Genomic DNA, 25088 nt, shown 5'->3' with positions numbered 1-25088 from the left:
AGTTACGTATCCGGCTCGATGCGGCCTTGTGAACTATCGCCGCCGTCGCGGGCGCTGTGAATCCATGTGGCGGTGCGGATGCGGGCTATTCTGTAGGCATCGAGGATCGACAGCGCATAGATCAGGAAGCCGCCGGCGTGGCGGCCGACGAAGCTGGCATCGGCCGGCGCGATCTTGGCCGTCACCCAGGCGAGGATCACCATGAAGAACAGGAACTGCAGGCCGCGCACGGGCACGCCCAGAATGACGTGGCCGCTGGCCGGTAAGACGATGGCAGCGCCGAGCACCAGATACGGGTTTGTCGGTGCGGGTGCGCTCATGCGACCTGCCTTTCCTGTCGGTTGATGGCATCGCGCAGCACTGAGGCCGAGGTCAGCAGTCTCTCGACCAGCGTTGGATCCAGCCTTGCGCCGCCGAATGCGGCCTGCCGGAACACGCCGTAGCGCGCCCGCTCGGCCTCGGCCAGCAGCCAGACGATGCGCACGCCGTTCGGGGTGATCAAGAGTTCCTTGGCGCGGCCTTCGGCAAAGATGTCGAGATGGCTGGCGATCAGGTTCTGCGGAAAGCGCGCCGCCCTGAGGTCGGTTCGCAGCACGGCTTCAGCCGGAAATCCCGGAGCCTTCGGCAGCGTATGCTGAAGATGATCGAAATTGGAGAAGGTCGTCGGCGAACCCGGCCGCATCATCATGTCGAAGGTCGCCGGCACCGCAACCGGCTCTGTGATCGTGACACTCAACCATCGCGCCGGTAGCTTTCGCGTTGCCAGCGTGTCGACGATGGTGCGCAGCTGCACGCGCTGTCCGTTCCATGTGCCGGCCCAGGTGACAACGCCGGCTGTGCCATCGGAGACATCAACGGCATCTGTGATGACGGTCCGGATGCTGGCTGCCTCGGCTGCAAGATCAGCCTTGGCCTTTTTGCGGCTGGCGCGCGTATGCCAGGCGAGGTGCAGGACGAGAGCCACGGCGACCGCCCCGGCCAGCAATGCTGTCGTCACGTCAGACACCTCGTCACGCCATGCCCGCCCAGACCGGCAGGCCCTCTCCTGTCAATAGCCCTGCGGCTTCGGCCACGGCATGGTGAACTGGTCGCCGCGGCGCACATAGCGGTAACGGTAGAAGTGGAACCACAGCGAGATCAGGAAGTAGAAGGCGACCATGGCGATCAGCTGCGTGCCGTAGCCGAGGAAGATCGCAAAGAAGGTCACCACGCAGAGGCAAAACAGCACGATCGCCGGGATCGGGTGGAACGGGTGCGTATAGCCGCGGCGGATCGTGCCCAGCGGCCACTTTTTGCGGAACATCATGATGTTTATGCTCATGAAGGTGTATTGCAGCACGCCCGACAGGATTGAGAAGGTGATCGCCTGGTTGAGGTCGGCGATGAAGGCGAAGGCGAGCGCGATCGGCAACAGGAACAGGATCGAGCGATAGGGCGTGCGGTATTTCGGGTGCACGGCCGAGAACCATGTCGGCAGATAGCGGTCGCGTCCAAGCGAGAACCACGCGCGGGCCGCATCGTTGATACAGCCATTGGCCGACGCCAGTGCCGCGAGCAGCGTGGCGACGAACAACAGGTTTTCCAGCAGCGGGCTGCCGGTCAGCTTGCCGGCGTCCCACAAGGGATAATAGGTGATACCGAGGTACTCCCAGGGCATCAGCGAGGCGCAGACATACCAGGTCATGGCGGCGGCGATCAAAAGCGTGATCATGCCGGCCATGGTGCCGTAAGGCAGCGAACGCGCCGGCGAGCGCACTTCCTCGGCGGCCTGCGTGGTGCCTTCGATGCCGAGATAGTACCAGATGCCGAACTGGAAGGCCGCGATGACGCCGATCCAGCCATAGGGCAGCGCATTGCCGGGGGTGACCAGTTCGTTGAGCTTCAGCACAGCACCCTGCGTCCAGGGGCTGACCGAGAAGAACAGGATAACGATCGAGACATAGGCTATCGCCGTGATGACGAAGTTGACGTTGAGCGTCATCAGCACGCCGCGATAGTTCAGCCATGCCAGCACGACGATGGTGGCGGCAATGAAGGAGTTGTGGGTGAGCCCTTCGACGCCGGCCTTGGCGACGATGGTGTCGCCGAGCAGGATGGCGTCCGAAACCTCCAGCATGGTGTAGGCAAAGACCAGGAACAGCGCGACGTTGAAGGCCATCAGCGGCCCGACAATGTGCTTGGCCTGCGCGTATTGGCCGCCGGCGGCGGCAACCGTCGATGTCACCTCGGAGTCGATCATGGCGACCGAAGTATACAAGAGCCCGACCACCCAGCAGACGATCAGCGCCGCCAGTGCGCCGCCCTTGTCGGCCGAGAAATTCCAGCCGGTGAATTCGCCGACCAGCACGATGCCGACGCCAAGCGCCCAGACATGGGCCGGGCCGAGCACGCGTAGCAGTGAAACCCTGTCGCCGTGTATTGCCGGTTCAAGCGTGATCGTCATTGTTCAATCCCCACTCAGATCCGGTGTTTTTCGGAAGCGGCTTCAAGCTCGCCTTCGCGCGAGGAAGTCAGCACCTCCTCGGAATAGGTCGTGTCGATCTTGAACCAGTCGTAGAGCATCCACAGCGCAAGCACGACCGAGATGCCCCACGATGCGTAAGAGAGTGCGACCCACATGAGCGTGCTTCCCCAAAATCTCTGGCGTTACTTGTCGTCGAACTTTTCGTTGATGACGTCGCGATATTCGCGGTCGGAGGCGCGGAACAGGAAGACGAAATAGCCGATCAGCACCGCCGCCATGATGATCAGCGTCGGCCAGTCGATGATGTAGTGGAAGCGGTTCTGGATGATGTCGTGCGCGGTCTCCGGCGTATAGCCGAGCTTTTCCCAGATCGAGGCCATGGTCGGGTTCTGTCCCAACGCTTCCCAGGTTTTGGCATCGAGCGCGTCGATGGATTTCGCCGCACCCGCCAGGCCGAGTTTCAATGGCAGCCACAGCGCCACGAAAATGGCGACCACGACGACCACGATATCGAAAATCTGCCCGGCCTTGCCTTGTTCCGGCGGCGTGTAGCGCGACATGACTTCTACCCCTCAGGACGTTCTGTTTTCAGGACTTGCGGTTGCGGGCCGCGTCGGCGTTCTTGATGTCGAGACCGTAGATGAAGTCCTTGTCTTCCTTGTAGTGATTGACCATCGCCAGGATGGCGGCCGTATTAAAGATCAGCACGGCGGCGGCAGCGATAGCGACGACGATCTTGATCCCGGTGTCCGGGATGTAGGGCCATGTCATGACAAGCACGAAGAGGATCGTCGCCCAAAGGCAGATGATCAGGAGCGCGGATCCGCGCAGGTCGGAACGGTACAGCGCTTCGATGCGCTGCTGCAGGTCTGACATCGGTTTCCCCTTTTCCAGCGCCCGACCCCGAATTGGCCGCCCGCTGCCCTCTTTCAACAGAGTGAAATTTTTTTCATAAATTCGGGCCGAATCCAGCAATTGTCAAGGTGATTTTACGTTGGGTTAACCGTTTGTCCCCAGCCGCGAATTTTGCCTGACAATGAAATTATTTGCTTCCGGGTATTGCGGCATCAGGACGTTTGCGATCAATATTCGACCAAATGCTCCCGCCTCGCGCAGGGAGCCGGGAACACAATAGAATTTTCGAACGGAGGATTTGCGGATGACGGCATCCTGGAGATTTTCGACCCTGGCGGATCGCCATCGCGCGTTAGGCTCGAAGCTCGAAGACTGGAGCGGCATGGGCACCGCCTGGACCTACGACAAGGACGCCGACGAGGAATACACCGCCATCCGCACCAGGGCCGGGCTGATGGATGTGTCGGGCCTGAAGAAGGTTCACATCACCGGGCCGCACGCCTCACACCTCATCGACCTGGCAACGACGCGCGACGTGGAGAAGATCTATCCCGGCAAGTCGGCCTATGCCTGCATGCTGAACGAGGCCGGCAAATTCACCGACGACTGCATCCTCTACCGCACCGGGCCGAACGCCTGGATGGTGGTGCACGGCTCCGGCACCGGCCATGAGGAATTGCAGCGCGCTTCCGTCGGCCGCGACGTATCGCTGCGCTTCGACGACAATCTGCACGATCTGTCGCTGCAGGGGCCGACCGCGGTCGACTATCTCTCAAAGCATGTGCCGGGCATTCGCGACCTCAACTATTTCCATCATATGCAGACGCAGCTGTTCGGCCTTCCCGTCATGATCTCGCGCACCGGCTATACCGGCGAGCGCGGCTACGAGATATTCTGCCGCGGTCAGGACGCCGGCACGATCTGGGACAGGATCCTCGACGAGGGCAAGAGCGCCGGCATCATTCCGTGCCGCTTCACCACGCTCGATATGCTGCGCGTCGAAAGTTGTTTGCTGTTTTATCCCTATGACAACTCGCAGAAATATCCGTTCGAGAACGAAGGCCCCGGCGACACGCTGTGGGAGCTCGGCCTCGACTTCACCGTCAGCCCCGGCAAGACCGGCTTTCGTGGCGCCGAAGAGCATTACCGCCTCAAGGGCAAGGAGCGCTTCAAGATCTACGGCGTGCTGCTCGACGGCAAGCAACCCGCGGATGAGGGCGCGCCGGTCTATCGCGACGGCAAAAAGGTCGGCGTGGTCACCTGCGCCATGTATTCGCCGCTGGTCGAGAAATCGATGGGAATCGCCCGCCTCGACGTCGACTGCGCGGTCAAGGACACCAAGCTCGAGATCCGCAACAAGAGCGGTTCGATCAGGGCGACGGCGCAGCCTCTGCCCTTCGACGATCCCAAAAAGACCAAGCGCACGGCGAAAGGCTGAGGCACAATCGACAGCGAGGGTTTCGAGGTACGAAGTAGAGAATGGCAGCCAAAACGATCATCAGCCGGCCCATTTACGGAACCCTGTCCCCGCAGCCCGGCAAGCATCATCTTTTCGTGGCGGATGCGGAAGGCGCGCTGGCGATCGTCGATATGGCAAGGACGTCGCGCCCCGGCTTCTTCGACGGCGCCGAAATCGTCTTCATTCCCGGGGCCGACGGCAAGCACGTTGCCGCTCTTGAGGCACTGAAGTCCGCGCAATTTCATGTCGCGCCAACCTTCGCCAGCCTGCTGCCCCGGCTGAAGCAGACGCTTGCCAACGCGCATATGGGCCTGCGCCTCTATCTCGCCGGCACCGAAGGGCTGATCGGCCAGGCCATGCAGGTGGCGCTCGAAGCCGGCATCGATCATACCTCCATGCAGACCGAGCATCGCGGCTCATTGGCGCGGCGCATGCAGTGCGTGCATTGCAAAGGCATCACCGAAAATGTGACGACGCAGCCGGCCACCTGCGCGCATTGCGGCCTGCTGCTTCTGGTGCGCGATCATTATTCGCGACGGCTGGCAGCATTCCAGGGCGTCTGCATAAATGCCGAGGATCGCTCGGAGATCCCTCCCATAGAGGAGGTCTTCCCATGAGCACCGGCACCACCAAGCTCGATGTCGTCGTCAGCGACGTCGTCCCGGTCAACGAACTGGTGACGCGCTTCCATTTCCGCCGCCGTGACGGTGAGCTTTTGCCGACCTTTTCCGGCGGCGCCCATGTCGTGGTCGAGATGCGCGATGGCGACCGCACAAGGCTCAATCCCTATTCGCTGATGGGATCGCCGCTCGACACCCGCGAATACACCATCTCGGTGCGCCGCGACGATGTCGGCCGCGGCGGCTCGTTGTTCATGCACCGGAGCGTCAAGCCTGGCCTGGAGATGGTGGTCAGCTACCCCGTCAATCTGTTCTCGCTCGACCTCAGGGCAAAGAAGCATCTGATGCTTGCCGGCGGCATCGGGATCACGCCGTTCATGGCGCAGACCGCGCAGCTCGCCGGGTCCGGCGGCAATTTCGAGCTGCACTACACCTGCCGCACCGCCTCGCTCGGCACCTATGCCGATGTGCTGCAGGAGCGCTATGGCCGTCGCGTCCGGCTCTATCACGACGACCGCGACGAGCGCATCGAACTCGACCGTCTCTTGTCCTCGCAGCCGCTCGGCACCCATCTCTATGTCTGCGGCCCGGCCGGCATGATCAACTGGGTGCGCGAGCGCGCTGCGGCTCTCGGCTGGCCGGCGGAGACCGTGCACTACGAGCATTTCGCGGCACCCCAGCCCGGCCTGCCGTTCGACGTCACACTTGCCGTTAGCGGCAAGACCATCCGCGTCGGCGAGCAGCAGAGCCTGCTCGAAGCGATCGAGGCCGCCGGCGTCGATCCGCCCTATCTCTGCCGCGGCGGTGTCTGCGGCCAGTGCGAGACCAACGTCGTCTCGTATGACGGCAAGTTCATCCACAACGACCACTGGCTCAGCGAGGAAGACCATCGTTCCGGCTGCAAGATCATGCCGTGCGTGTCGCGCTTCGAAGGCAAGTCGCTGGTCCTGGAAAGATAGGAGGCCAGCTTGGGCATCACCTTTCGCAAGGAAACGTTTCGCGACGATTTCACCTTCAGGAACAGCCCGGAACACATCAGGCGGTTTCCGTTCCCGTTCCACGAAGACGCCTACATGTATGCGGTCAACATCGAGCCGCATGTGGTTGGCCCCAAGGGCAGCGTTCTGGAAAACCTGATCGACGTCGACGAGCACTATGTCGCCGAGATGCAGGACCGTGCACTGGTGCTGGCCGACGATCCGCTGCGCTGCCAGTCGCTGCCGCATATGACGCTGGCCGGCTGGGACCTGCTCGAACTTTTGATGGAGCAACAGGCACTTGGCTATCCCGAGCATTTCACCCTGACCCGCGACGGCGACCGCTGGCGCTGGATCAACCGGCCGCTCGGCATCGACGACACCTTCACCTTCGGCGACACCTCGACACTGCCTTACGGGCCGATGGAGTACATCACCCGCCAGAGCCAGGGTGATTTCTGCATTCTCGATCAGCGCGACGGCAATCTTTGGATGGACGCCGGCATGGTCACCACTCAGGCCGACTGGTCGCTCGATTTCGACATCGGCATGAATTTCTTCGAATGGCACGCGCCGGTGCCGCTGGCGCATGAGAAGGGGATTTTCGTCAGGGCGCTGAAGTTCCTCACCAACATCCAGCAGGGCAAGCCGGCGCGGCGTCTCAACTGGACGATGACCATCAACCCGCGCCTCGACACCAGTCCGGAGAATTACCACAAATGGGGCCCGGACCGCGCGACGGTGACGCCCGAAAATGTCGGCGACAAGGTGCATCTGCGCGTCGAACTGCAAAGCTTCTGGCGCCTGCCGCGCTCGAACGGCATCGTCTTCCCGATCCGCTGCTATCTGATCAAGATGGACGAACTGGTGACACAGCCGAAATGGGCAAGGCGACTGCACCGGGTGATCCGGGATTTGCCGGAAGAGCTGGCCACCTACAAGGGCCTGACGCGGTATCGGCCGACATTGGTGGAATGGCTGTCGAAGCTGGATGATGGCAGTGCGACGTCACCGGGGTTCGGGCCGGACTAAAGGCCCCCTCATCCGGCCGCTGCGCGGCCACCTTCTCCCCGAGCGGAGAAGAGATCGCCAGCGCTGACGCCAGACTCCTCTCCCCTCGGGGCAATCCGGGTGAGCGGGCTGCGGCGGTCCGACTACCCCGCGCTCTGCGGATAGCAAATAATCGACAGATACCGCATCGGAAGTTTCGTCAGTTGCTCCGGCCCGTGCGGCGCGTCGGCGTCGAAGAACAGGCTGTCGCCCGGCTTCATCGGATAGAGGTTGCTGCCGTGCCGGTACACCACCTCGCCCTCCAGCATATAGAGGAATTCCATGCCCTCATGCTGGAAGGTCGGGAACACATCCGAATCCTCGGTCAGCGTAATCAGATAGGGCTCGACGACGACGCCGCTGGTGTTGGAGCCGATATGGCCGAGCAGATTGTATTGATGGCCGGCGCGGGTGCCGCGGCGTTCGACATCTAGCCCTTCGCCGGCCTTGACGAAGACGGCGCTGCGCTCTTCCTCGAATCGGCGGAAGAAGGCGGTGACGGGAACGCCGAGCGCCCTCGACAGCGCCTGCAGTGTGGTCAGCGACGGCGAGGTGATGCCGTTCTCGATCTTCGACAGCATGCCCAGCGAAATATCGGTGGCGACGGCGAGATCGGCGACGGTGATGCCGAGCTTCTTGCGGAAGGCGCGCACCTCGCGCCCGATCGCCACCTCCAGCACTTTTTCGCGCTTGTCGCGAATGGCGTGCGGATTCTGCGTCAGCGGCGCGCGGATGGCCTTCCCATCAGCGGAGGTCTTCGGCAGCGGCTTTGCTTTTGCCGAAGCGGGACCAGCCTTGGAGTCGGAACTTGTCTTCGCCATCTCGCCACCGAATCCCTGTGATTTATTTCACTCCAGGTGAACATATTCGGTGCCGATACAGAAACGCAACCGCGACAGCAAGCCCTTAAGTCGAATGGTGTCCGCTCAGGATTTGCGCTGTCATCAGTTTCTGCTGGAAATCTGGTGGGGCGAAATGCGGTTTCGCCATAAGCCCAGTTGACAGCATCGAAGAGGCAATTACTGTCACTGTGAGTGAAATTTGTTTCGTAAGAGCAATCCTAAGAAAAGCGTGAAGCGGTTTTCCCATAGGAACTGCGTCAAAGTCGAAATCATCCCGGGAGGCCTTCCATGAAAACGCGCGTTGCCGTCATTGGAGCGGGGCCATCCGGTCTGGCCCAGCTCAGGGCCTTCAAGTCGGCTGCCGACAAGGGCGCCGAGATACCCGAAATCGTGTGCTTCGAAAAGCAGTCCGACTGGGGCGGCCTGTGGAACTACACCTGGCGCACCGGCCTCGACGAGCACGGCGATCCCGTCCACGGCTCGATGTACCGCTACCTCTGGTCGAACGGACCGAAGGAGTGCCTGGAATTCGCCGACTACACGTTCGAGGAGCATTTCGGCCGCCCGATCGGATCCTACCCGCCGCGCGCGGTGCTGTGGGATTACATCAAGGGTCGCGTCGAGAAATCAGGCCTGCGCGAATGGGTACGCTTCAACAGCCCGGTGCGCATGGTGACTTTCTCCGACGAGACGAGGAAATTCACCGTCACGGCGCATGACCGCACCAACGACGTCACCTACTCCGAGGAGTTCGACAATGTCGTCGTTGCCTCAGGGCATTTCTCGGTTCCCAATGTTCCTTATTTCGAAGGCTTTTCGACGTTCAACGGCCGTATCCTGCACAGCCATGATTTCCGCGACGCCATGGAGTTCAAGGGCAAGGACATACTGATCATCGGCCGCTCCTATTCTGCCGAGGACATCGGCTCGCAGTGCTACAAATACGGCGCCAGATCGATCACTTCCAGCTACCGCTCCAAACCGATGGGGTTCAAATGGCCGGAGAACTGGAAGGAAGTACCGCTGCTGCAGAAGGTCGTCGGCAAGACGGCGCACTTCAAGGATGGCACCACCAAGGACGTCGACGCCATCATCCTGTGCACCGGCTACCTGCATTCCTTCCCGTTCCTCACGGAAGAGCTGAAACTGAAGACCGCCAATCGCATGTGGCCGGACGGGCTCTATGAGGGCGTCGTGTGGGAGAAGAACCCGAAACTGTCCTATATCGGCATGCAGGACCAGTTCTACACTTTCAACATGTTCGACGCCCAGGCCTGGTTCGCCCGCGACGTCATCATGGGCCGTATCAAGCTGCCGTCGGTACAGGCGATGGCCGAGCACGGCGCCAAGTGGCGGGCACGCGAAGAGACGCTGGAAGACGCCGAGCAGATGATCTGGTTCCAGGGCGACTACACCAAGGAATTGATGGACCAGACCGACTATCCCGGCTTCGACGTCGAGGCGGTCAACCAGACCTTCATGGAGTGGGAGCACCACAAGGCGGAAGACATTATGAGCTTCCGCGACCACGCCTACCGCTCGCTGATGACAGGCACCATGGCGCCATTGCACCATACGCCCTGGCTGCAGGCGCTGGACGACTCGATGGAAAGCTATCTCCAGGTGAAGGGCGTGGCGGCGGAATAGGTCGGCGTGATGCAAAACAATGCGCCGGCACCGGCCCAGTTTCAATTCAGAGGGTAGTCGGGAGCCGCATCGGTCTCCGTCACCTTGACCCAGACCAATTCGCTATAATAGGCGCCCTCCGGGCCGGTGCCGTACATAGACAGCCTGTCAGCCATCAGCAGATGGGTCATATCGTTGAGTGCCCGGCCGGTCGGCTCCTCGGGCCAGGCGAAGATGCCGTCGGTTTTGGCGCCGAACCTCACATCGGTGCATCCGAAATCGATCTCGACCTTCCACGACAGCAACGGCCTGATATCGCTGAGCGGCGGGCGCGGCGGATCGGGCTGCTCGAAGTGATGGTCGACCGAGACTCTCGTCGGCACTGCCGGCGTGATGCCTTTGGCTTTGAAGGAGGCGATGGCGTCGTCGCCAAATCGTGCGAGCAGGCCAGCGTGCCATAACCGGTAGGTCGCGCGGAAAAAGCCGCTGACCCGGATAGATTTGCCATCGTTGTTGAAGACGTTCACAGCGGCGTAGAAACGGCGCAGTCGTGGCGCCAGCGCCCGCCAGTCGCATTCGGCCGGTGTCCCCGGCGTTGCGATGAAATCGTCAAGCAGATCGCTGCCGCGCACATTGGCGTTCAGCACCGTGCAATCCTCACCATGGATATGCCAGTGCCGCCGGAGCTCGGCTGCTGCGATGCCAGGCTTGCGCAGCTCTTCCACCGAGGCGCGAACCCGAGCAATCGCGTAGGACGTAGCCGCATCCAACGTCTCAAACCCCGAAACCACATGCTCGCCGGTCTTGGCCATGTCGAAGACGACGACAGTAAAAGGCGGTTCGCGCTGATCGGGCATTCGGCAGCAAGCTCAGGCTGGTCGAGGATGAAGCAGCTTTCCGCGCGAAAATGCGTCAAAGTCAAGAGCTGGAGCGCGGCCTGCCATTTCCAGAAGAGGCGAACTCCAGAAGAGGCGAAACCGTCTATCCGAGCCGTGCTTGAGCTTTCGCGGCTCAGGGGTCGAAGACCGACCGCGATGATGTCGATGGCAGGTTGTTGCCAGCCCGCGACAATGCCGCGACTTTCGACAGTGCGATCAACACTTCCTGGCCGAGATCGCGTGTGCCGGCCACGGGGCAGGTGATGATCATCACTTCAATCCAGCGGATAGTCGGGAGGCGCCTCCGTCTCCGTCACCTTGGCGGTTAGTATCTCGCAGTCGTTGGCCCAGTCGGGGCCATCGCCGCGCATGGCCATCATGTCGGCCATCAGCAGGAACTGCATGCTTCTGAGCGCCCAGTCGGTCGGCTCTCGCGGCCAGGCGAAGATTCCGGCGGCGTCGCCACCGAACTTCACGTCGTGGCAGACAAAACCGACCTCGACCTTCCAGGATCGCAGTGCCGCGCCCGGCGGTGGATAGGGTGGGTCGGGCAGCTCGAAATAATTGGCGACCATGAGCTTCGTCGGCTCCGCCGGCTCGATCCCCTTGGCCTTGAAGGCGGCTATGGCGTCGTCGCCAAAGCGCTCGAGCAGGCCGTCTCGCGTCAGCCTGTAGGTCGAGCGAAAGAAGCCGCCGGCCCAGACGGATTCGTTGTTGCCGTTTGAGATCAGCAGCGAGGCGCGGAAGCGGCGCAGCCTGGGTGCCAGCGCCTGCCAGTTGCATTCGGCCGGCATCGACGGCGTCGCAATGAAATCGTCGAGTAGATCGCTGCCGCGCACTCCGGCGTTCAGCACCGAACAGTCTTCGCCATAGAGGTGCCAGAGCTGGCGAAGCTCAGCAGTGGCGATGCCGGGCTTGCGCAACTCCTCCACCGAGGCGCGAACCCGCGCAATGGCGTAGGACGTCGCCGCCCCCAGCGTCTCAAACCCCGAAACTACGTGCTCCCCGTCCGGCTGGCCGGTCTTGGCCATGTCGAAGACGAGTACGGCAAAAGGCGGTTCGCCGGGATTGGACATTCAACAATTATCCTAGTCTTGCCCGCGCCTTCGCCGTCCAGGCATTGAACAGCCGGTCTGCGACGATGCCGATGAAAGCGATGGCGAGACCCGCGACAATGCCGCGGCCGGAATCGGCTTTCGACAGCGCGATGAACACTTCCTGGCCGAGATCGCGCGTGCCGACCATGGCGCAGATGATGATCATCGCCAATGCCATCAGGATGGTCTGGTTGACGCCGAGCATGATCTCGGGGAGCGCCAGCGGCAATTGCACGCGAAAGAACGTCTGGCGCGGCGTGCAGCCGGAAACCTTGGCAGCCTCGATCAATGCCGGCTGCACCTGGCGAATGCCGTGATTGGTGTAGCGGATCGCCGGCACCACGGCGAAGGCGATCGTGGCGATCATGGCCGTGACGTCGCCAACCCGGAACAGCATCACGACCGGAATGATGAAGCAGAAGGACGGCAGCACCTGCAGCGTGTCGATGATGGGCGTGACGATCTTTTCGAAGCGGTCGCTGCGCGCGGCCATCAGGCCAATCGGGATGCCGATCAGGCAAGCGATGAAGGCCGAGATGCCGCAGAGATAAACCGTCGCCATAGTCTTTTCCCACAGGCCGGTGACGGCGCAGAAGGCGGTCAGCGCGGCGACGAGGGCGGCGAGACGCAGGCCACCGAGCTGGTAGCCGGCGAGGCCGAGCAGGGCCACCGCGCCGAGCCACGGAAAGCCTTCGCAGAAGGCGCGCAGCGGGTTCAGTACATTGAGGATGAGCGCCACGCGAAACGCTTCGATCACGTCGAAGAAGTTGATCGTCACCCAGCTCACCGCCGCCTTCCACAGTGGCGCGGTGGTGAAGGTGATCTCCTTGGGCACCGCTGCGAACGCCGGTACGAACGGGCCGAGCAGCGTCGTCACGACCAGGATGGCGATGGCCAGCGACAGATTGGGATAGCGCCGCCAAAAGCTCTGGTTCGCCTGCTGTTGAACATGGCCTTTTGCCTGCTTATGCGCGATCGCCTGGCTCAGCCGGTCGAGCGCGATTGCGAGCGCCACAATGGCGAGCCCGGCTTCCATCGCTTCGCCGACCTTCAGCGCACGCAGAGCCAGCAGCACATCATAGCCGAGGCCGCCGGCGCCGATCATCGAGGCGATGATCACCATGTTCAGCGCCAGCATGATCACCTGGTTGACGCCGATCATCAGTGTCGGCCGCGCCGACGGCAGCAGCACGCGCCACAATTTCTGCCGCGCCGTGCAGCCGGCCATCTCTGAGAAATCGTCGATCTCGGAGGGCACCCGCGACAGACCCAGCATCGTTGCTCGCACCATGGGCGGCGTGGCGAAGATGGCGGTGGCGATCATCGCCGAGACCGGGCTGTTGCCGAACAGGAGCAGCATCGGGATGAGATAGGCGAAGGTCGGGATGGTCTGCATCAAATCGAGGGCAGGGGAGATGATCAGCCGCTCGGCCCATGGCTTGCGCCACGCCCAGATGCCGGCGAACAGGCCGGTGACGATGCAGAACGGCACCGCGATGGAAATCAGTGCCAGTGTCAGCATGGCGCTGGTCCATTGGCCGAACAGCGCGGTGTAGAGGAAGCAGCCGCCGACCAGCATGCCGAGTTTTCTACCGCCCACAGCGTGCCCGGCGATGAAGGCGGCTACGCAGACGCCGATCCAGGACAGGCGCGGCAGGACATAGGCATCGGCACCGTGACCAATCTTGAAATTCTTGGCCAGCAGGTCGAGCGCGAAATCGAGGGGAACGCCGAGCACCGCGGTGATCGAGCGGGTCAGCCAGGACAAGTTCGACTTGATCCAGCGCATCAGCGCACTGACCCAGTCAGCGACGGGAACGACCGCATCGGCCGGATAGTCGACCGCCCATGGCAGCCTCTCCTGCAGCAGGAATACCACCAGCACGGCGGCCAGCGCCAGCGCCCAGATCAGCAGCCAGCGCTGAACCGGCGGCCTCGTTTCGCTGGCGCTTGCCGTGACCGTCATGCGCCAGCTCTCGTATGCTCGATACCGGCCAGCAACTCGATCACCGATTGCGGCGTCACCTCGCCGATCGGCCTGCCGGTGCCGTTGATCACGGCGAAGGGCTTACCCGACGCGACAATGCTGGCCGAGAAGCTGGCGATCTTGGCGTCGGGCAAAACCGTGCCGCCGTGCTCGGCGCCATCGCAGGCACGCATCAGGCTGCGCGCCGAAATCACCTTGGCGCGGTCGACATCGCGGGTGAATTCGGCGACATAGTCGGTCGCCGGGTTGACAACCAGCTGTTCCGGCGTGCCGGTCTGGATGACCTCTCCATCCTTCATGATGGCGATGCGGTCGGCAAGCCTTATCGCCTCGTCGAAATCATGGGTGATGAAGACGATGGTCTTGTGCAGCATGGTCTGCAGCCGCATCAGTTCGTCCTGCATCTCGCGGCGGATCAGCGGGTCGAGCGCCGAGAACGGCTCGTCGAGGAACCAGATCTCCGGCTTGGTCGCGAGGCTGCGGGCAATGCCGACGCGCTGCTGCTGGCCGCCGGAGAGTTCGCGCGGATAGAAATGCTCGCGGCCGCGTAAGCCCACGAGATCGATCACCTCCCGCGCTCTCGCTTCGCGCGTCGGCCGGTCCTGGCCCTGGATACTCAGCGGGAAGGCAATGTTCTCCAGCACGTTCAGATGCGGCAGCAGCGCGAAATTCTGGAACACCATACCCATGCGATGACGCCGCAGTTCGATCAGCGCCGCATCGGAAATCTTGAGCAGGTCGTTGCCTTCGAATTCGACCTTGCCGTGGGTCGGCTCGACCAGCCGCGACATGCAGCGCACCAGCGTCGACTTGCCGGAGCCGGATAGCCCCATGATGATGAAGATCTCGCCCTGGCGTATTTCGAGATCGACGGCGCGCACCGCACCCACCAGTCCTGCGGCAGCGACATCGGCCATGCTGGCCTTGCCGTCACGCTCGCGGATGAAGCTGGCCGCGTTCGATCCGAACAGTTTCCAGACATTGCGGCAAGCAAGCTTTATCGGCCGCGCATCCTTTGGCGTGCCAACTGCCTGCGGTTCAGTCGCTTCCGTCATCCAATGGTCCTTCTGGAAAATGGAGATAAGACCCGGCCGCTAGGCCGGGTCCGGCTTCCAGTCAGGCGATCACTGCGCCCAGGCTTTCCAGTCGGCTTCGTGGGCAGCGATCCAGGCGGCGGCGACGTCTTCCGGCGTCTTGCCGCCAAGATCGATCTCGCCGCTCATCTTGTTGAGCTCATCGGTGTCGATCGTGTAGGCCTTGGTCACCCTGTAGGCGACCGGCCATTTGTCCTTCATGCCGGACCAGGAGTATTTCCAGATCTCGCCATGCGGCTTGCCGCAATCATATTTGGCATCCGGGTTGGTGCCCCATTTCGGATCGGTGTAGCACTCGGGCGTATACTCCGGGAATTCGACCCACTCGCCCTTGTACTTGGCCGGCGCCCAGTGCGGCGAATAGATCCACAGCATGATCGGCGCCTTGCGCTGATAGGCCGAGTCCAACTCGGCGAACATCGCCGCGTCGGTGCCGGCATGGATGACGGTGAAGGGCAGCTTCAGCGCCTCGACGCGCTCGTCGTCAAAGCCTTCCCAGGTTACCGGGCCGCCGAGATAGCGGCCCTTCGGCGCCGTCTCCGCCGTCGAGAACGCCTCGGCGCATTTCGGGTCCTTCAGCGCCTCCCAATTGGGCAGGCCCGGGCATTTCTCCTTCATATATTCGGGAAACCACCACTCTTCCTTGGCCTTCGGCCCGAGCTTGCCCAGCCGCTCGGTCTGGCCGGTGGCGTCGGAGGCCTTCATCGCCTCGCCGGCCGTCGTGTCCCAGAACTCCAGGCCGACATCGAGGTCGCCATTGGTGAGACCGGTGGTCAGGCTGGAGAGGTAGTCGGCTGTCGGATATTCGACGGTATAGCCGAGCTTTTCGAGGATACCGCCAAGGATCTTGGCGTTGAGATTGACGCTGGTCCAGTCGAACAGCGCGATCTTGATCGGGTCGTTGGATTCGGGTGCTGCTGCCTGGACCGGCGATGTAAGCGAACTTGCGGTGGCAAGCGCAAAGGCTCCCATTGATAGGTTCGAAATCACACTGCGAAATGACATGCTTGTTCTCCTGTCAAACCATGTGGAAATTTCTTGATCGTTCCCTTCTTGCGTCTTTTCTTGATTGTGTTGGAAAGGCGGGTCGTTACGCAAGCTCGTTCGCACCAAGCCAGTGCCGCAGCCGCAACTTGCGCAGGCGAAATGGTTGCTCGACTTGGCGTTTATGTGATGCCGGGCGGGCCCGCGTCATGGCATCGGATGGATTGCTGCGTGAGCAATCGTCAACAGATCGATCGCCGCTCCAGCGGCGCTCTCAGACGTGCGAGCCATCAAGGTCCCATGGTCTCGGCCGGCGAGCCCCATCCCCGCCAAGGCCGTTTCATGAGATGAAATTATATATACCAACGTTCATGCGGCGCAACGGCTGATGCCCTGTGCACTGCGGAATTTCAGACTGGTCGATTGCCAACCGCCAGAGCTGACGTTCACGACATGATCAGGCCGCCATCGACATTGATGGTTTGGCCGGTGATGTAGGTGGCGTCGTCGCTGGCGAGAAAGCTGACCAGGCCGGACACGTCCTCGCCGCTGCCGGCGCGTCCCATCGGGATGTTCTTCACCCATTCGGCCATCAGCTCGCCGGGCTTGTAGTCACCCATCAGCTTGCCCCAGGCGGCGTCGTTGTAAGCCCACATGTCAGTGTCGATAATGCCGGGGCAAATCGCGTTGACGGTGATCTTTTCCTTGGCTACTTCCTTGGCCAGGCTCTGGGTGATGCCGACGACGCCGAACTTCGACGCCGCATAGTGCGGCGTGTAGATGAAACCCTGCCGCGCCTGGCCCGATGCCGTGTTGATCAGCCGGCCGCCATCGCCATGCTTGCGGATGCGCGCGATCGCTTCCTGGCAGCACAGGAACACGCCCTTGGTGTTCACTGCCAACACCTTGTCCCACTCGGCTTCGGTCATTGCCTCGATCCGGGCGATGGTGATGACGCCGGCATTCTGCACCGAAATGTCGACGCGGCCGAATTCCTTCTCGGCGAGGTCGTACAGCGCGGTGACCTCGTCCTTGTTGGTCACGTCCATGCGCATCGACGCGACCTGGGCGCCAGCCGCTTTGAGGCCGGCGGCGACCTCTTCGACGCGGGCATCGATCGCGCTGACCACGACCGCGGCACCTTCCTCGGCGAAGCGCTTCGCCATCGCCGCGCCGATGCCACCGCTCGCGCCGGTGATGACCGCAGTCTTGCCTTCAAAACGCTTCTGCATCTTTTCTCCTTACCAGCAGACAAAACCGCCATCGACGATCAGGTCGATGCCGGTGACGTAACTCGCGGCGCGGCTGGCCAGGAACACGGTCGGGCCGACCATCTCTTCCGGCGTCGCCATGCGGCCCATTGGTGTGTCGCGCTCGAATATCTTGATCTGTTCCGCGACCTCAGGCCGTTTGTTCATCGGCGTCAGCGTGTAGCCGGGGCTCACCACATTGACGCGCAGGCCGCGATCGGCCCATTCCATGGCGAGGCTCTTCGACATGTGGATGACGGCCGCCTTCGACGAATTGTAATGCGCCTGGGTCAGGCCGCGATTGACGATCGAGCCCGACATCGAGGCGATGTTGATGATCGAGCCCTTGCGCCGCGTCAGCATGGCGCGCGCCTCGGCCTGGCAGGACAGGAACACGCCGCTGACATTCACGTCGTAGATACTCTGCCATTTTTCCAGCGGCAGCGTCTCGGCCGGCTCGGCCCCGGCGATGCCGGCATTGTTGACGGCGATGGTCAACGCGCCGAGTTCGTTCTCGGTGCGCTCGATCGCTGACGCGAGATCGGCCTCCGACGTCACCGTTCCGGTCAGCACCAGCGCCTTGCGGCCAAGTGCCGAAATCTTGTGCGCCGTCTCGTCCAGCCCGCCCTTGGAGGAGTGGCCGAAACAGGCTATGTGGGCGCCGGCTTCGGCGAGCCCGATGGCAATGGCCTGGCCAATGCCGCTGCCGGCGCCTGTTACCAGCGCTACGTCGCCGCTGAGATCGAATAGTTTCATGTTGTTCCCCCTCCTGAAATGAAGGGGCGCCAGTCTTTGCTGGCGCCCCGCGCGGTCCGGTCCTTGGGAGGATACCACCTGCTGTGCTTTGTTCCGACTCCTGTCCTCAGCTCGTGGCGAGTTCCATCACCGCGACATTGCTCGCCTCGCTGCGGTCGAGAATGCCGCGCTGGCGGCCGCGGCTCAGCACCAGCACCCGGTGCGACAGCCCCAGCACCTCCTCGAGGTCGGAGCTGACCACCACCACCGCCATGCCGGAGCGGGCGAGGTCGGCGATCACGTCGTAGATAGCCGCACGCGCGCCGACATCGATGCCGCGCGTCGGTTCATCGAGGATGAACACTTTTGGCGGTCGCGACACCCATTTGGCAATGATCACCTTCTGCTGGTTGCCGCCGGAAAGCTTGCTGACCGCCTGGCCAGGTTTGCCCTTGACCCCGAGCCTTGCGATGCCGGCTTCGGCGAATTTCTGCACCGCTTTCGGAAACACCCAGCCCTTCGGCGCGACATGGTCGAAATTGCCGAACGCCAGATTCTCGCCGATGGTCTGGTCGAGCACCACGCCTTGCGCCTTACGGTCTTCCGGCACCAGCACGACGCCGGCCTTGATCGCTGCCGCCGGCCCGCTGAGATGCACCGATTTGCCGGCAACGCGCACCGAGCCCGACGAGATCGGATCGGCGCCGGCGATCGCCCGCACCAGTTCGGTGCGGCCGGCGCCGATCAACCCGGCAATGCCGAGAATCTCGCCTGCTTTGACCGAGAAGGAGACGTTGTTGAAACTCTTCTCCGGCGAAGACAGGTTCTCGACCTCGAGCAGTGTTTCCTCGCGCGGCGGCGTCAGATGCGGGAACATCCGCTCGACCGAGCGGCCGACCATCTGCTCGACCACTGTGCGCACGGGAATATCGGCGCGCTCGTGGCGGGCGACGATGCGTCCGTCGCGCATCACAACCACGCGGTCGGCAATCTGCGCGATCTCGTCGAGACGATGGCTGATGTAGATGAAGGACATGCCCTCCGCCTTGAGCTTGCGGATCTGCTGGAACAAAAGCTCCGTTTCCTCGCCGCCAAGCGCTGCGGTCGGTTCGTCGAAGATCAGCAATTCGGCATTGAGCGTCAACGCCTTGGCGATCTCGACCTGTTGCTGGGCGGCGATGCGCAGCGTGCCCACCTTGCGCTCGGGCGAGACGTCGAGGCCAAGCCGCTTCAACTGCGCCGAGGCCTTGGCGTTCATCGCTGCGCGGTCGATGCGGCCGCCGCGCATCGGCAGGCGCCCGACATAGACGTTCTCCGCCACCGACAGATCCGGCAGCAGCTTCAGTTCCTGATGGATCATGCCCACACCGGCATCGATGGCGGCGGCGGGCGAGGCGGGGGAATAGGGCTTCCCCCGCCAGATGATGGTGCCCGCGTCGGGCCGGGTCGAGCCGGCGATGATATTGGACACCGTCGACTTGCCGGCGCCGTTTTCGCCGAGCAGCGCCACAACCTCGCCCGGCCGCACCTCAAAGCTTGCATCGGCCAGGACCTGGACCGGTCCGTAGCTCTTGCAAAGGCCGTTGACGAAGAGCCCGTTGTGCGGGCTTTCGCTGTGGCGAGGATCAGGAGACATCGTGGCGCTCTCTTAAGCGGTGCCGGTCGTTACGGATGCTTGGCGATGAACTGCTCGACATTGTCCTTGGTAGTCAGCGTCGCATCCTGCAGCTGTTCGGCCGGAACACTCTCGCCCGCCACCAGCTTGATCGCCGCATCGACGGCGAGCCGGCCCATGCCTTGCGTCTGCTGCGTCGCGGTGACGTCGAACACGCCGTCCTTCAGCGCCTTGAGCGCGGCCACGTCGCCATCGAAGCCGGCAACCCAGACCTTGTGGCCGGGATTGGCGACCTTGACCGCCTGTGCCGCACCCAGCGCCAGCGCATCGGCCTGGCCGATGACGATGGAGACATCGGGATGCGACTGCAGCAGGTCCTGCGTCAGCTTGAAGCCTTCGTCCTGGTGCCAGCCTTCGCTCCACAATTCGCCGACCACCTTGATATCGGGATAGGCCTTGAGCGCTTCGCCGCAGCCCTTCGAGCGATCCACTTCCGGCGTGGTGCCCTTCTGGCCGTGGATGATGATCAGTTCGCCTTTGCGGCCGGCCTGCTTGGCGATGTAGTCGCACACCGCCTGCGCCGAGGCGACGCTGTTGGTGGCGATGAAGGTGTCGCCGGGCGCGCCGTCGGCGTTGCGGTCGACATTGACGACCGGGATGCCGGCAGCCTTGGCGGTTTTGGTCGGCACGGTGGCGGCGGTGGCGCCGGCCGGAATGTAGATCAGCGCGTCGATGTTCTGCGTGATCAGATCCTGCACCTGGCTGACCTGCGTTGCCGAATCGCCCTTGGCGTCGACGGTGACGATCTCGATGCCCTTCTCCTTGCCGTAGGCTTCGACCGACTGCTTGATCTGGTTGAAGAAGTCGGCCTGCAAATTGGCCACCGCGAGGCCGAGTTTCTTGGCCTCCTTGGCCGAGGCCATGTCGGTCAGGCCGAGCAGGGGAATGATTGCGGCAGCGGCGAGCAGCAGTGAACGTTTGGTGAGCATGTGTTTCCTCCGTTGATAGTCAAACTGTCCCGCCAGCGCATCGCGCCCCTTGGAACATCCCAGTTTCGGATCGACCGATCCGTCTATCGCCCGGACGTTCCGGGCGAATTCTCAATTGTGCCCCGCTCTCTATCGCGCCCTGCGCCGCCAGGTGTCGCTGGCGACGGCCAGCGCGATCACCACGCCGATCACCACCTGCTGGATGAAGGGCGAGACGCCGAGCAGATTGAGGCCGTTGCGCAGCACGCCGATGATGAGCACGCCGACCGCTGTGCCGCCGATCGAACCGACGCCGCCCGAGAGGCTGGCGCCGCCGATCACCACCGCCGCGATGGTGTCGAGCTCATAGCCGAGGCCGGAACTCGGCTGCACCGAATCCAGCCGCGCGGCAAGCACAATGCCTGCAAGACCCGCAAGCACGCCGCAGATGGCATAGACCCAGTTGGTCAGCGACTTCACCGGAATGCCGGAGAGCCGCGCCACCTCGGCGCTGCCGCCGATGGCGTAAAGGCTGCGGCCGGTGGCGCGGTAGTTGAGGAAGATGGCGAAGACGATCGCCAGCACCATCATCACCCCGACTGTGACCGACAGGAAGCCGAAATGGCGGATGATCGACAGGCTGGTGAACCAGTCGGGAAAGCCGACGATCTGCGAGCCGTCGGTGATCATGTTGGCAAGGCCGCGCGCCACCGACATCATCGCCAGCGTCGCGATGAACGGCGGCAGCCGGGTGACGGTCACCAGCAGGCCGGACACCAGTCCGCAAAGGCCGGCGACGACCAGTGCTGCAACGACGCCGGCCGCAAGGCCGAGATTGAGATAGTCGGGATGGGAGACAAAGCCCATCACCATGGCGGCCAGCGCCAGCACCGAGCCGACCGAGAGATCGATGCCGCCGATCAGGATCACCAGCGTCATGCCGATTGCCATGATGCCGAGCACGGTGATCTGGTCGAGCACGTTGAGTATGTTGCGCACGGTGAGGAACGTGTCGGTGGTCAGTGTCAGCGCCAGGCAGAGCAGCAGCAGTCCGATCAGCGGTCCCATGGTTCCGGCAAACAGTGCCGAAAGCTTCGCGGCCGTCGCACCTTGAGTGCCGGGCGCGGCTTTCAACTCGCCAGCCTTCGACTCGCTTGCATCATTACTCACGGCCACTTCGTCTCCTCCGTCAGCGAAACGGCGATGGCCTGCCGTCCGCTCTTGTTCACCAGGCACCTTGTGAACAATTTATCTTTGATATGCAATTTTGTTCAGCTAAACTGTTCATTAGAAAATTGTCAAGAGCCGTTGCGCCATTCGGCGGTGGTTTGCGCCACCGGGCGGTTTGTCCTAGGGAAGCCAGGGGGCGGCGCTTTGCGGAAAAGGATTTCCGAAGTCTGCCGCGGGAGAGCACGAGCATGGCGACCGTCGAAAATGAGAAGGCCTCGCGCTTCCCCGATGCCGAGCTGAAGGCCCGCGCTGCCTGGCATTACTATGTCGAGGGCCTGACGCAGGAGCGCATCTCCGAGATTCTTGGCGTCGGCCGCATCAAGGTGCACCGGATCCTGTCGGCTGCCCGCGAGGAAGGCATCGTGCAGTTCCGCATTCGCGACAGTGTCGTCGAATGTGTGCAGCTCGAGGATAGCCTGAAGCAGCGCTTTGGGCTAAGCCAGGCGGTCGTGGTGCCGTCGGCCGCCGACCGCAGCAACGCGCCGCTGATGATCGGCCACGCGGCTGCCGCTTATCTCGCCGACAACGTCAATGCCGGCGACGTCATTGCGCTGGGCTGGGGCCGGACGCTGAAATTCGCCATCAACGAATTGCCGAGGCGGCCGATTGCCAGGACGACGGTCGTCTCGATGCTCGGCGGCCTCACCCACGCGCAGCCGCTCAACCCGACCGAAAGCGCCTGGGAGTTCGCCGAAAAGATCGGCGCTGAATGTTTCCTGCTGCCGGTGCCGGTCTATGCCGACAAGCCGGAACAGCGCGATGCCTTCATGAGCCAGCGCAGCGTTCAGGATGTCGTCTTCCGCGCGCGCCGCGCCAACATCGCCGTGCTCAGCGTCGGCTCGTTTTCCAAGGACAGCCCGATCGCCAATTACGGCTTCATCAAACCGAGCGAACTAGAGGAATTGCAGGCGGCCGGCGCGGTCGGCGACCTCTTGTGCCATTTCATCGACGCCGAGGGCCACTCTGTCGACCATGAGGTCAACCGCCGCGTCTGCGCCTATCCGCTGCAGGATCTGTCCGATATTCCGAGCATCATCCTGGTGTCAGGCGGTCAGGAGAAGGTCGCCGTCATGCGCGCCGCGCTCGCCAACACCAGGATTTCGGTGCTCATTACAGATGAGGATGCGGCCAAGGGCCTGCTCAACCGTTGAGCGCTGTCGGCGTCGGTCAGAATTCGCAGGGCTCCGGACGACTGTCGTCCGACCAGTCGGCCAGTGCGATCGGCACGAATTTTCCCGCGACCGGTTTGCCGTCGTCCAGGTCCTTTGAAGCGGTGCCTTTGCCGGTGAGAAAATTGATGTCGCAGCCGCCCAGCGTCGTCTCGACCGAGCCGTCGGCTTTCTGCACATTCCAGTCCCAGTCGCGACTGTAGCCGGCGACAAGGAATTTACCGCCGCGCCAGACGATGGTCAGCGTTGTATCCCATGATTTGTTGGCGCCGCAGCCGAAGCACGAGGTGACGACAAGCGATCCCTTGCCCTTGCTTTCGAGCCCGAGAATACGGTCCTGCGTCAGCGCCTTCTTGACGAAGTCAGGCTTGCGCGAAGGATCGAGCTTTCCTTCGCCGGCAGCCAGATAGATCGAGAGATCCGCCAGCCCGCTGTCGGAATCCGCCGCGATCGCGGCCCGATCCATCCTGCCGTCATTGTCCATGTCGAGCGTGACCTCGAAGGGCGGCTCGTCCTGCGCACGCGCCGTCATTGGAACTGCCGCAAGCGCGACAATCCAGGGCAGGGCGGCAAGGTGAAATACTGCTTTCATGAGCCCGATGAGTCTAGCATTGGCCGGGCAGGAGGCAAAATCGGCAAGCTGGGCAGGTTGGGCATGGGAGCCTCACGCAGGCAAGCTGCGCTTGAACTCAGATCGCACCGAGCCGCGCGTGGATGTCGCGTGTCGCGTGATAGAGGTCGCGGTAGATCGCCTTGCGCGCCTGGTAAGCCGGCAGCAGCGTCATATCCGGATCGACACGCCTGGCCGGCGCCGCCGCCATCGCCTTGGCGGCGTCTTCCGGCGAGGCAAACCAGCCGATCGCCGAAGCCGCCAGCATGGCCGCGCCAAGGGCCGCCGCCTCGTTGACCGGCGACACGAACAGCGGCCGCTCCAGCACGCTGGCCATGATCTTCATCAGCAGCGCCGAATTGGTGCCGCCGCCGGCGGCAATCATCTCTCCCGGCTTGCCGCCGCTTTCGGCCTCCATCGCCTCGCTGGCGATGGCTTGCTCCAAAGCGATGCCTTCCAGCGTGGCGCGGAAGAGATGCCTGGGCTCATGGTCGAGCGACAGGCCAACAACGGCGCCGCGCGCCGCGCCATCCCAATAGGGGCTCATGACGCCGGCCCAATAGGGCATGACCAAAAGACCGTCGCCGCCGGCCGCAACATCGACCGCACCCTTCTCCAGTTCTGCCGCGGAAGACGCGCCGGTGGTGCGCACGATCCAGTCGACCAGTTGCATGCCCGAGCGCAGCACGGTTTCCAGCATGAAGCCGGAGCCGGTCGGCGAGACCAGCGTGCGAAACGCGTCCGATGTGGTGACCGTGCCGGAATAGCAGCCGCTGACGACGCCGGAGCCGAGCGAGAGATAGCTCCTGCCGGCACCATAGACGCCCATGCCGAGACCCATGGCCTGGCCATCGCCGGCGCCGGCGACAATTGGCGTGCCCGCTTTGAGGCCAGTCAGCTGGGCAATGCTTTCGGCAAGGCCGCCGCAGATTTCGCCTGGGCCGATCAGCGCCGGCAACTGTCGTGGCTGCAGCCCTGCAGCCGCGACAAGCTCAGGGTGCCATTCGCCTGTCGCGACATCGAGCAAGCCGAGCGGGTCGGCACTTGCCGTGCTGGTTACCAGCCGTGCGGTCAGCCGGTGAACGAAGAAGCCATGAACATCGACCAGGGCGGCGGCGTTGGCCAGCACCTGCGGCTGGTGTTCCGCCAGCCAGGCGATGGCATAGAGCGCCGGCGTCGGATCCGGCGGCTTGCCGCTCCAGTCGCGGATCGTCTCGCGGCCAAGCTCGGCCGACAGCTTGGCGACTTGAGGCCGGGCGCGCTCGTCAAGCCACAGGATCGCCGGGATGAGCGGCGTGCCGGCCTGATCGATCAGGGTGAAGGTCTCGCGCTGATGGGCTATGGCAATTGCCGCCACGCGCGCGGCGCCGACCTTGTCGGCAACCTGCTTCAGCGCACTGATGAGGGCTGCCCACCAATGTTCGGCATCCTGCTCGAAATGGCCGGGCTTCGGATTGGCCAGCGGATAGGCCTCGCGCGCCTGGAACAGCTCCGCGCCGTCGCGGGTGAAGGCGATTGCCTTCACCGCCGTCGTCGAGGCATCGATCCCGATAACGACATCGTCCATCACAGGGAGAT

Annotated in this window: 26 protein-coding genes; 6 read left to right on the top strand and 20 right to left on the bottom strand. The window is 63.0% G+C overall.

Features of this window, described 5'->3' with window-relative positions; all coding sequences use genetic code 11:
• Positions 1 to 2: 2 nt before the first annotated feature.
• The 6 genes from ACYG9R_RS04520 to ACYG9R_RS04495 are packed head-to-tail and all read right to left on the bottom strand — an operon-like array spanning position 3 to position 3340.
• The gene (locus tag ACYG9R_RS04520; protein WP_023668549.1) at positions 3 to 320 is read right to left on the bottom strand and encodes a hypothetical protein; all 318 of its coding nucleotides are present in this window, start codon (positions 318 to 320) and stop codon (positions 3 to 5) included.
• Positions 317 to 1006, bottom strand: coding sequence for a hypothetical protein (locus ACYG9R_RS04515; protein ID WP_023704841.1), 690 nt, complete (start codon positions 1004 to 1006; stop codon positions 317 to 319). The genes ACYG9R_RS04520 and ACYG9R_RS04515 overlap by 4 nt, the downstream gene beginning before the upstream one ends.
• 42 nt (positions 1007 to 1048) lie before the next feature.
• The gene (locus tag ACYG9R_RS04510; RefSeq protein ID WP_023668547.1) at positions 1049 to 2443 is read right to left on the bottom strand and encodes an APC family permease; all 1395 of its coding nucleotides are present in this window, start codon (positions 2441 to 2443) and stop codon (positions 1049 to 1051) included.
• 14 nt (positions 2444 to 2457) lie between these two features.
• Positions 2458 to 2619 carry a hypothetical protein gene (locus ACYG9R_RS04505; RefSeq protein WP_023668546.1) on the bottom strand — a complete coding sequence of 54 codons (162 nt, stop codon included), beginning with the start codon at positions 2617 to 2619 and terminating at the stop codon, positions 2458 to 2460.
• Between the two features lie 27 nt (positions 2620 to 2646).
• Complete coding sequence (locus ACYG9R_RS04500; protein WP_023668545.1) at positions 2647 to 3024, bottom strand: hypothetical protein; 378 nt, start codon at positions 3022 to 3024, stop codon at positions 2647 to 2649.
• A gap of 28 nt (positions 3025 to 3052) precedes the next feature.
• A complete protein-coding gene (locus ACYG9R_RS04495; protein ID WP_023668544.1) occupies positions 3053 to 3340 on the bottom strand; it encodes a hypothetical protein in 288 nt (95 codons plus the stop codon).
• 283 nt (positions 3341 to 3623) lie between these two features.
• Here ACYG9R_RS04495 and ACYG9R_RS04490 point away from each other — a divergent pair, with 283 nt between their 5' ends.
• The 4 genes from ACYG9R_RS04490 to ACYG9R_RS04475 are packed head-to-tail and all read left to right on the top strand — an operon-like array spanning position 3624 to position 7407.
• Positions 3624 to 4757, top strand: a complete 1134-nt coding sequence (locus tag ACYG9R_RS04490) for an aminomethyltransferase family protein (protein WP_023823493.1) — start codon at positions 3624 to 3626, stop codon at positions 4755 to 4757.
• 41 nt (positions 4758 to 4798) lie between these two features.
• Entirely contained in the window at positions 4799 to 5395 is a 597-nt protein-coding gene (locus ACYG9R_RS04485) for a dimethylamine monooxygenase subunit DmmA family protein (RefSeq protein ID WP_023823492.1), read from the top strand.
• Complete coding sequence (locus tag ACYG9R_RS04480) at positions 5392 to 6357, top strand: PDR/VanB family oxidoreductase (protein ID WP_023687064.1); 966 nt, start codon at positions 5392 to 5394, stop codon at positions 6355 to 6357. The genes ACYG9R_RS04485 and ACYG9R_RS04480 overlap by 4 nt, the downstream gene beginning before the upstream one ends.
• Positions 6358 to 6366: 9 nt before the next feature.
• Positions 6367 to 7407 (top strand): heme-dependent oxidative N-demethylase family protein, encoded by a 1041-nt coding sequence (locus ACYG9R_RS04475; protein ID WP_023687065.1) that lies wholly within the window; start codon positions 6367 to 6369, stop codon positions 7405 to 7407.
• A 122-nt stretch (positions 7408 to 7529) separates the two neighbouring features.
• Here the strand turns inward: ACYG9R_RS04475 and ACYG9R_RS04470 are convergent, their stop codons facing one another.
• Positions 7530 to 8246 (bottom strand): helix-turn-helix domain-containing protein, encoded by a 717-nt coding sequence (locus ACYG9R_RS04470; RefSeq protein WP_023823491.1) that lies wholly within the window; start codon positions 8244 to 8246, stop codon positions 7530 to 7532.
• Positions 8247 to 8555: 309 nt separating this feature from the next.
• Between ACYG9R_RS04470 and ACYG9R_RS04465 the strand changes: the two genes are divergently transcribed.
• Complete coding sequence (locus ACYG9R_RS04465; RefSeq protein ID WP_023732161.1) at positions 8556 to 9914, top strand: NAD(P)-binding domain-containing protein; 1359 nt, start codon at positions 8556 to 8558, stop codon at positions 9912 to 9914.
• 41 nt (positions 9915 to 9955) lie between these two features.
• Here the strand turns inward: ACYG9R_RS04465 and ACYG9R_RS04460 are convergent, their stop codons facing one another.
• The 11 genes from ACYG9R_RS04460 to ACYG9R_RS04410 all read right to left on the bottom strand — a co-directional run bounded on the left by ACYG9R_RS04460 (position 9956) and on the right by ACYG9R_RS04410 (position 21635).
• Positions 9956 to 10750, bottom strand: a complete 795-nt coding sequence (locus tag ACYG9R_RS04460; protein ID WP_023823490.1) for a hypothetical protein — start codon at positions 10748 to 10750, stop codon at positions 9956 to 9958.
• A 154-nt stretch (positions 10751 to 10904) separates the two neighbouring features.
• On the bottom strand, positions 10905 to 11042 hold the full coding sequence (locus ACYG9R_RS04455) for a hypothetical protein (protein ID WP_023823489.1): 138 nt from the start codon (positions 11040 to 11042) through the stop codon (positions 10905 to 10907).
• Positions 11043 to 11046: 4 nt separating this feature from the next.
• Positions 11047 to 11847, bottom strand: a complete 801-nt coding sequence (locus tag ACYG9R_RS04450) for a hypothetical protein (protein WP_023823488.1) — start codon at positions 11845 to 11847, stop codon at positions 11047 to 11049.
• A gap of 7 nt (positions 11848 to 11854) precedes the next feature.
• Entirely contained in the window at positions 11855 to 13834 is a 1980-nt protein-coding gene (locus ACYG9R_RS04445) for an ABC transporter permease (protein ID WP_023823487.1), read from the bottom strand.
• Complete coding sequence (locus ACYG9R_RS04440; RefSeq protein WP_023823486.1) at positions 13831 to 14910, bottom strand: quaternary amine ABC transporter ATP-binding protein; 1080 nt, start codon at positions 14908 to 14910, stop codon at positions 13831 to 13833. Before ACYG9R_RS04440 ends, ACYG9R_RS04445 begins: the two co-directional genes overlap by 4 nt.
• Before the next feature lie 69 nt (positions 14911 to 14979).
• Positions 14980 to 15954, bottom strand: coding sequence for an ABC transporter substrate-binding protein (locus ACYG9R_RS04435; RefSeq protein WP_023823485.1), 975 nt, complete (start codon positions 15952 to 15954; stop codon positions 14980 to 14982).
• A gap of 425 nt (positions 15955 to 16379) precedes the next feature.
• Positions 16380 to 17165, bottom strand: coding sequence for a glucose 1-dehydrogenase (locus ACYG9R_RS04430; protein WP_023709923.1), 786 nt, complete (start codon positions 17163 to 17165; stop codon positions 16380 to 16382).
• Between the two features lie 9 nt (positions 17166 to 17174).
• Positions 17175 to 17939 (bottom strand): SDR family oxidoreductase, encoded by a 765-nt coding sequence (locus tag ACYG9R_RS04425; protein WP_023823484.1) that lies wholly within the window; start codon positions 17937 to 17939, stop codon positions 17175 to 17177.
• 106 nt (positions 17940 to 18045) lie between these two features.
• Positions 18046 to 19554 (bottom strand): sugar ABC transporter ATP-binding protein, encoded by a 1509-nt coding sequence (locus ACYG9R_RS04420; RefSeq protein WP_023823483.1) that lies wholly within the window; start codon positions 19552 to 19554, stop codon positions 18046 to 18048.
• 29 nt (positions 19555 to 19583) lie between these two features.
• The gene (locus tag ACYG9R_RS04415) at positions 19584 to 20522 is read right to left on the bottom strand and encodes a sugar ABC transporter substrate-binding protein (RefSeq protein ID WP_023823482.1); all 939 of its coding nucleotides are present in this window, start codon (positions 20520 to 20522) and stop codon (positions 19584 to 19586) included.
• A 129-nt stretch (positions 20523 to 20651) separates the two neighbouring features.
• Entirely contained in the window at positions 20652 to 21635 is a 984-nt protein-coding gene (locus ACYG9R_RS04410; RefSeq protein ID WP_050588086.1) for an ABC transporter permease, read from the bottom strand.
• A gap of 284 nt (positions 21636 to 21919) precedes the next feature.
• Between ACYG9R_RS04410 and ACYG9R_RS04405 the strand changes: the two genes are divergently transcribed.
• The gene (locus ACYG9R_RS04405) at positions 21920 to 22882 is read left to right on the top strand and encodes a sugar-binding transcriptional regulator (protein ID WP_023823481.1); all 963 of its coding nucleotides are present in this window, start codon (positions 21920 to 21922) and stop codon (positions 22880 to 22882) included.
• A gap of 16 nt (positions 22883 to 22898) precedes the next feature.
• Here the strand turns inward: ACYG9R_RS04405 and ACYG9R_RS04400 are convergent, their stop codons facing one another.
• The gene (locus tag ACYG9R_RS04400; RefSeq protein ID WP_155923221.1) at positions 22899 to 23492 is read right to left on the bottom strand and encodes a hypothetical protein; all 594 of its coding nucleotides are present in this window, start codon (positions 23490 to 23492) and stop codon (positions 22899 to 22901) included.
• Positions 23493 to 23589: 97 nt separating this feature from the next.
• Positions 23590 to 25077, bottom strand: coding sequence for a xylulokinase (locus ACYG9R_RS04395; RefSeq protein WP_023823479.1), 1488 nt, complete (start codon positions 25075 to 25077; stop codon positions 23590 to 23592).
• Positions 25078 to 25088 lie beyond the last annotated feature (11 nt).

This window comes from Mesorhizobium sp. RSR565B (assembly GCF_054719465.1).
This window is presented reverse-complemented; position numbering and strand designations above follow the sequence as displayed.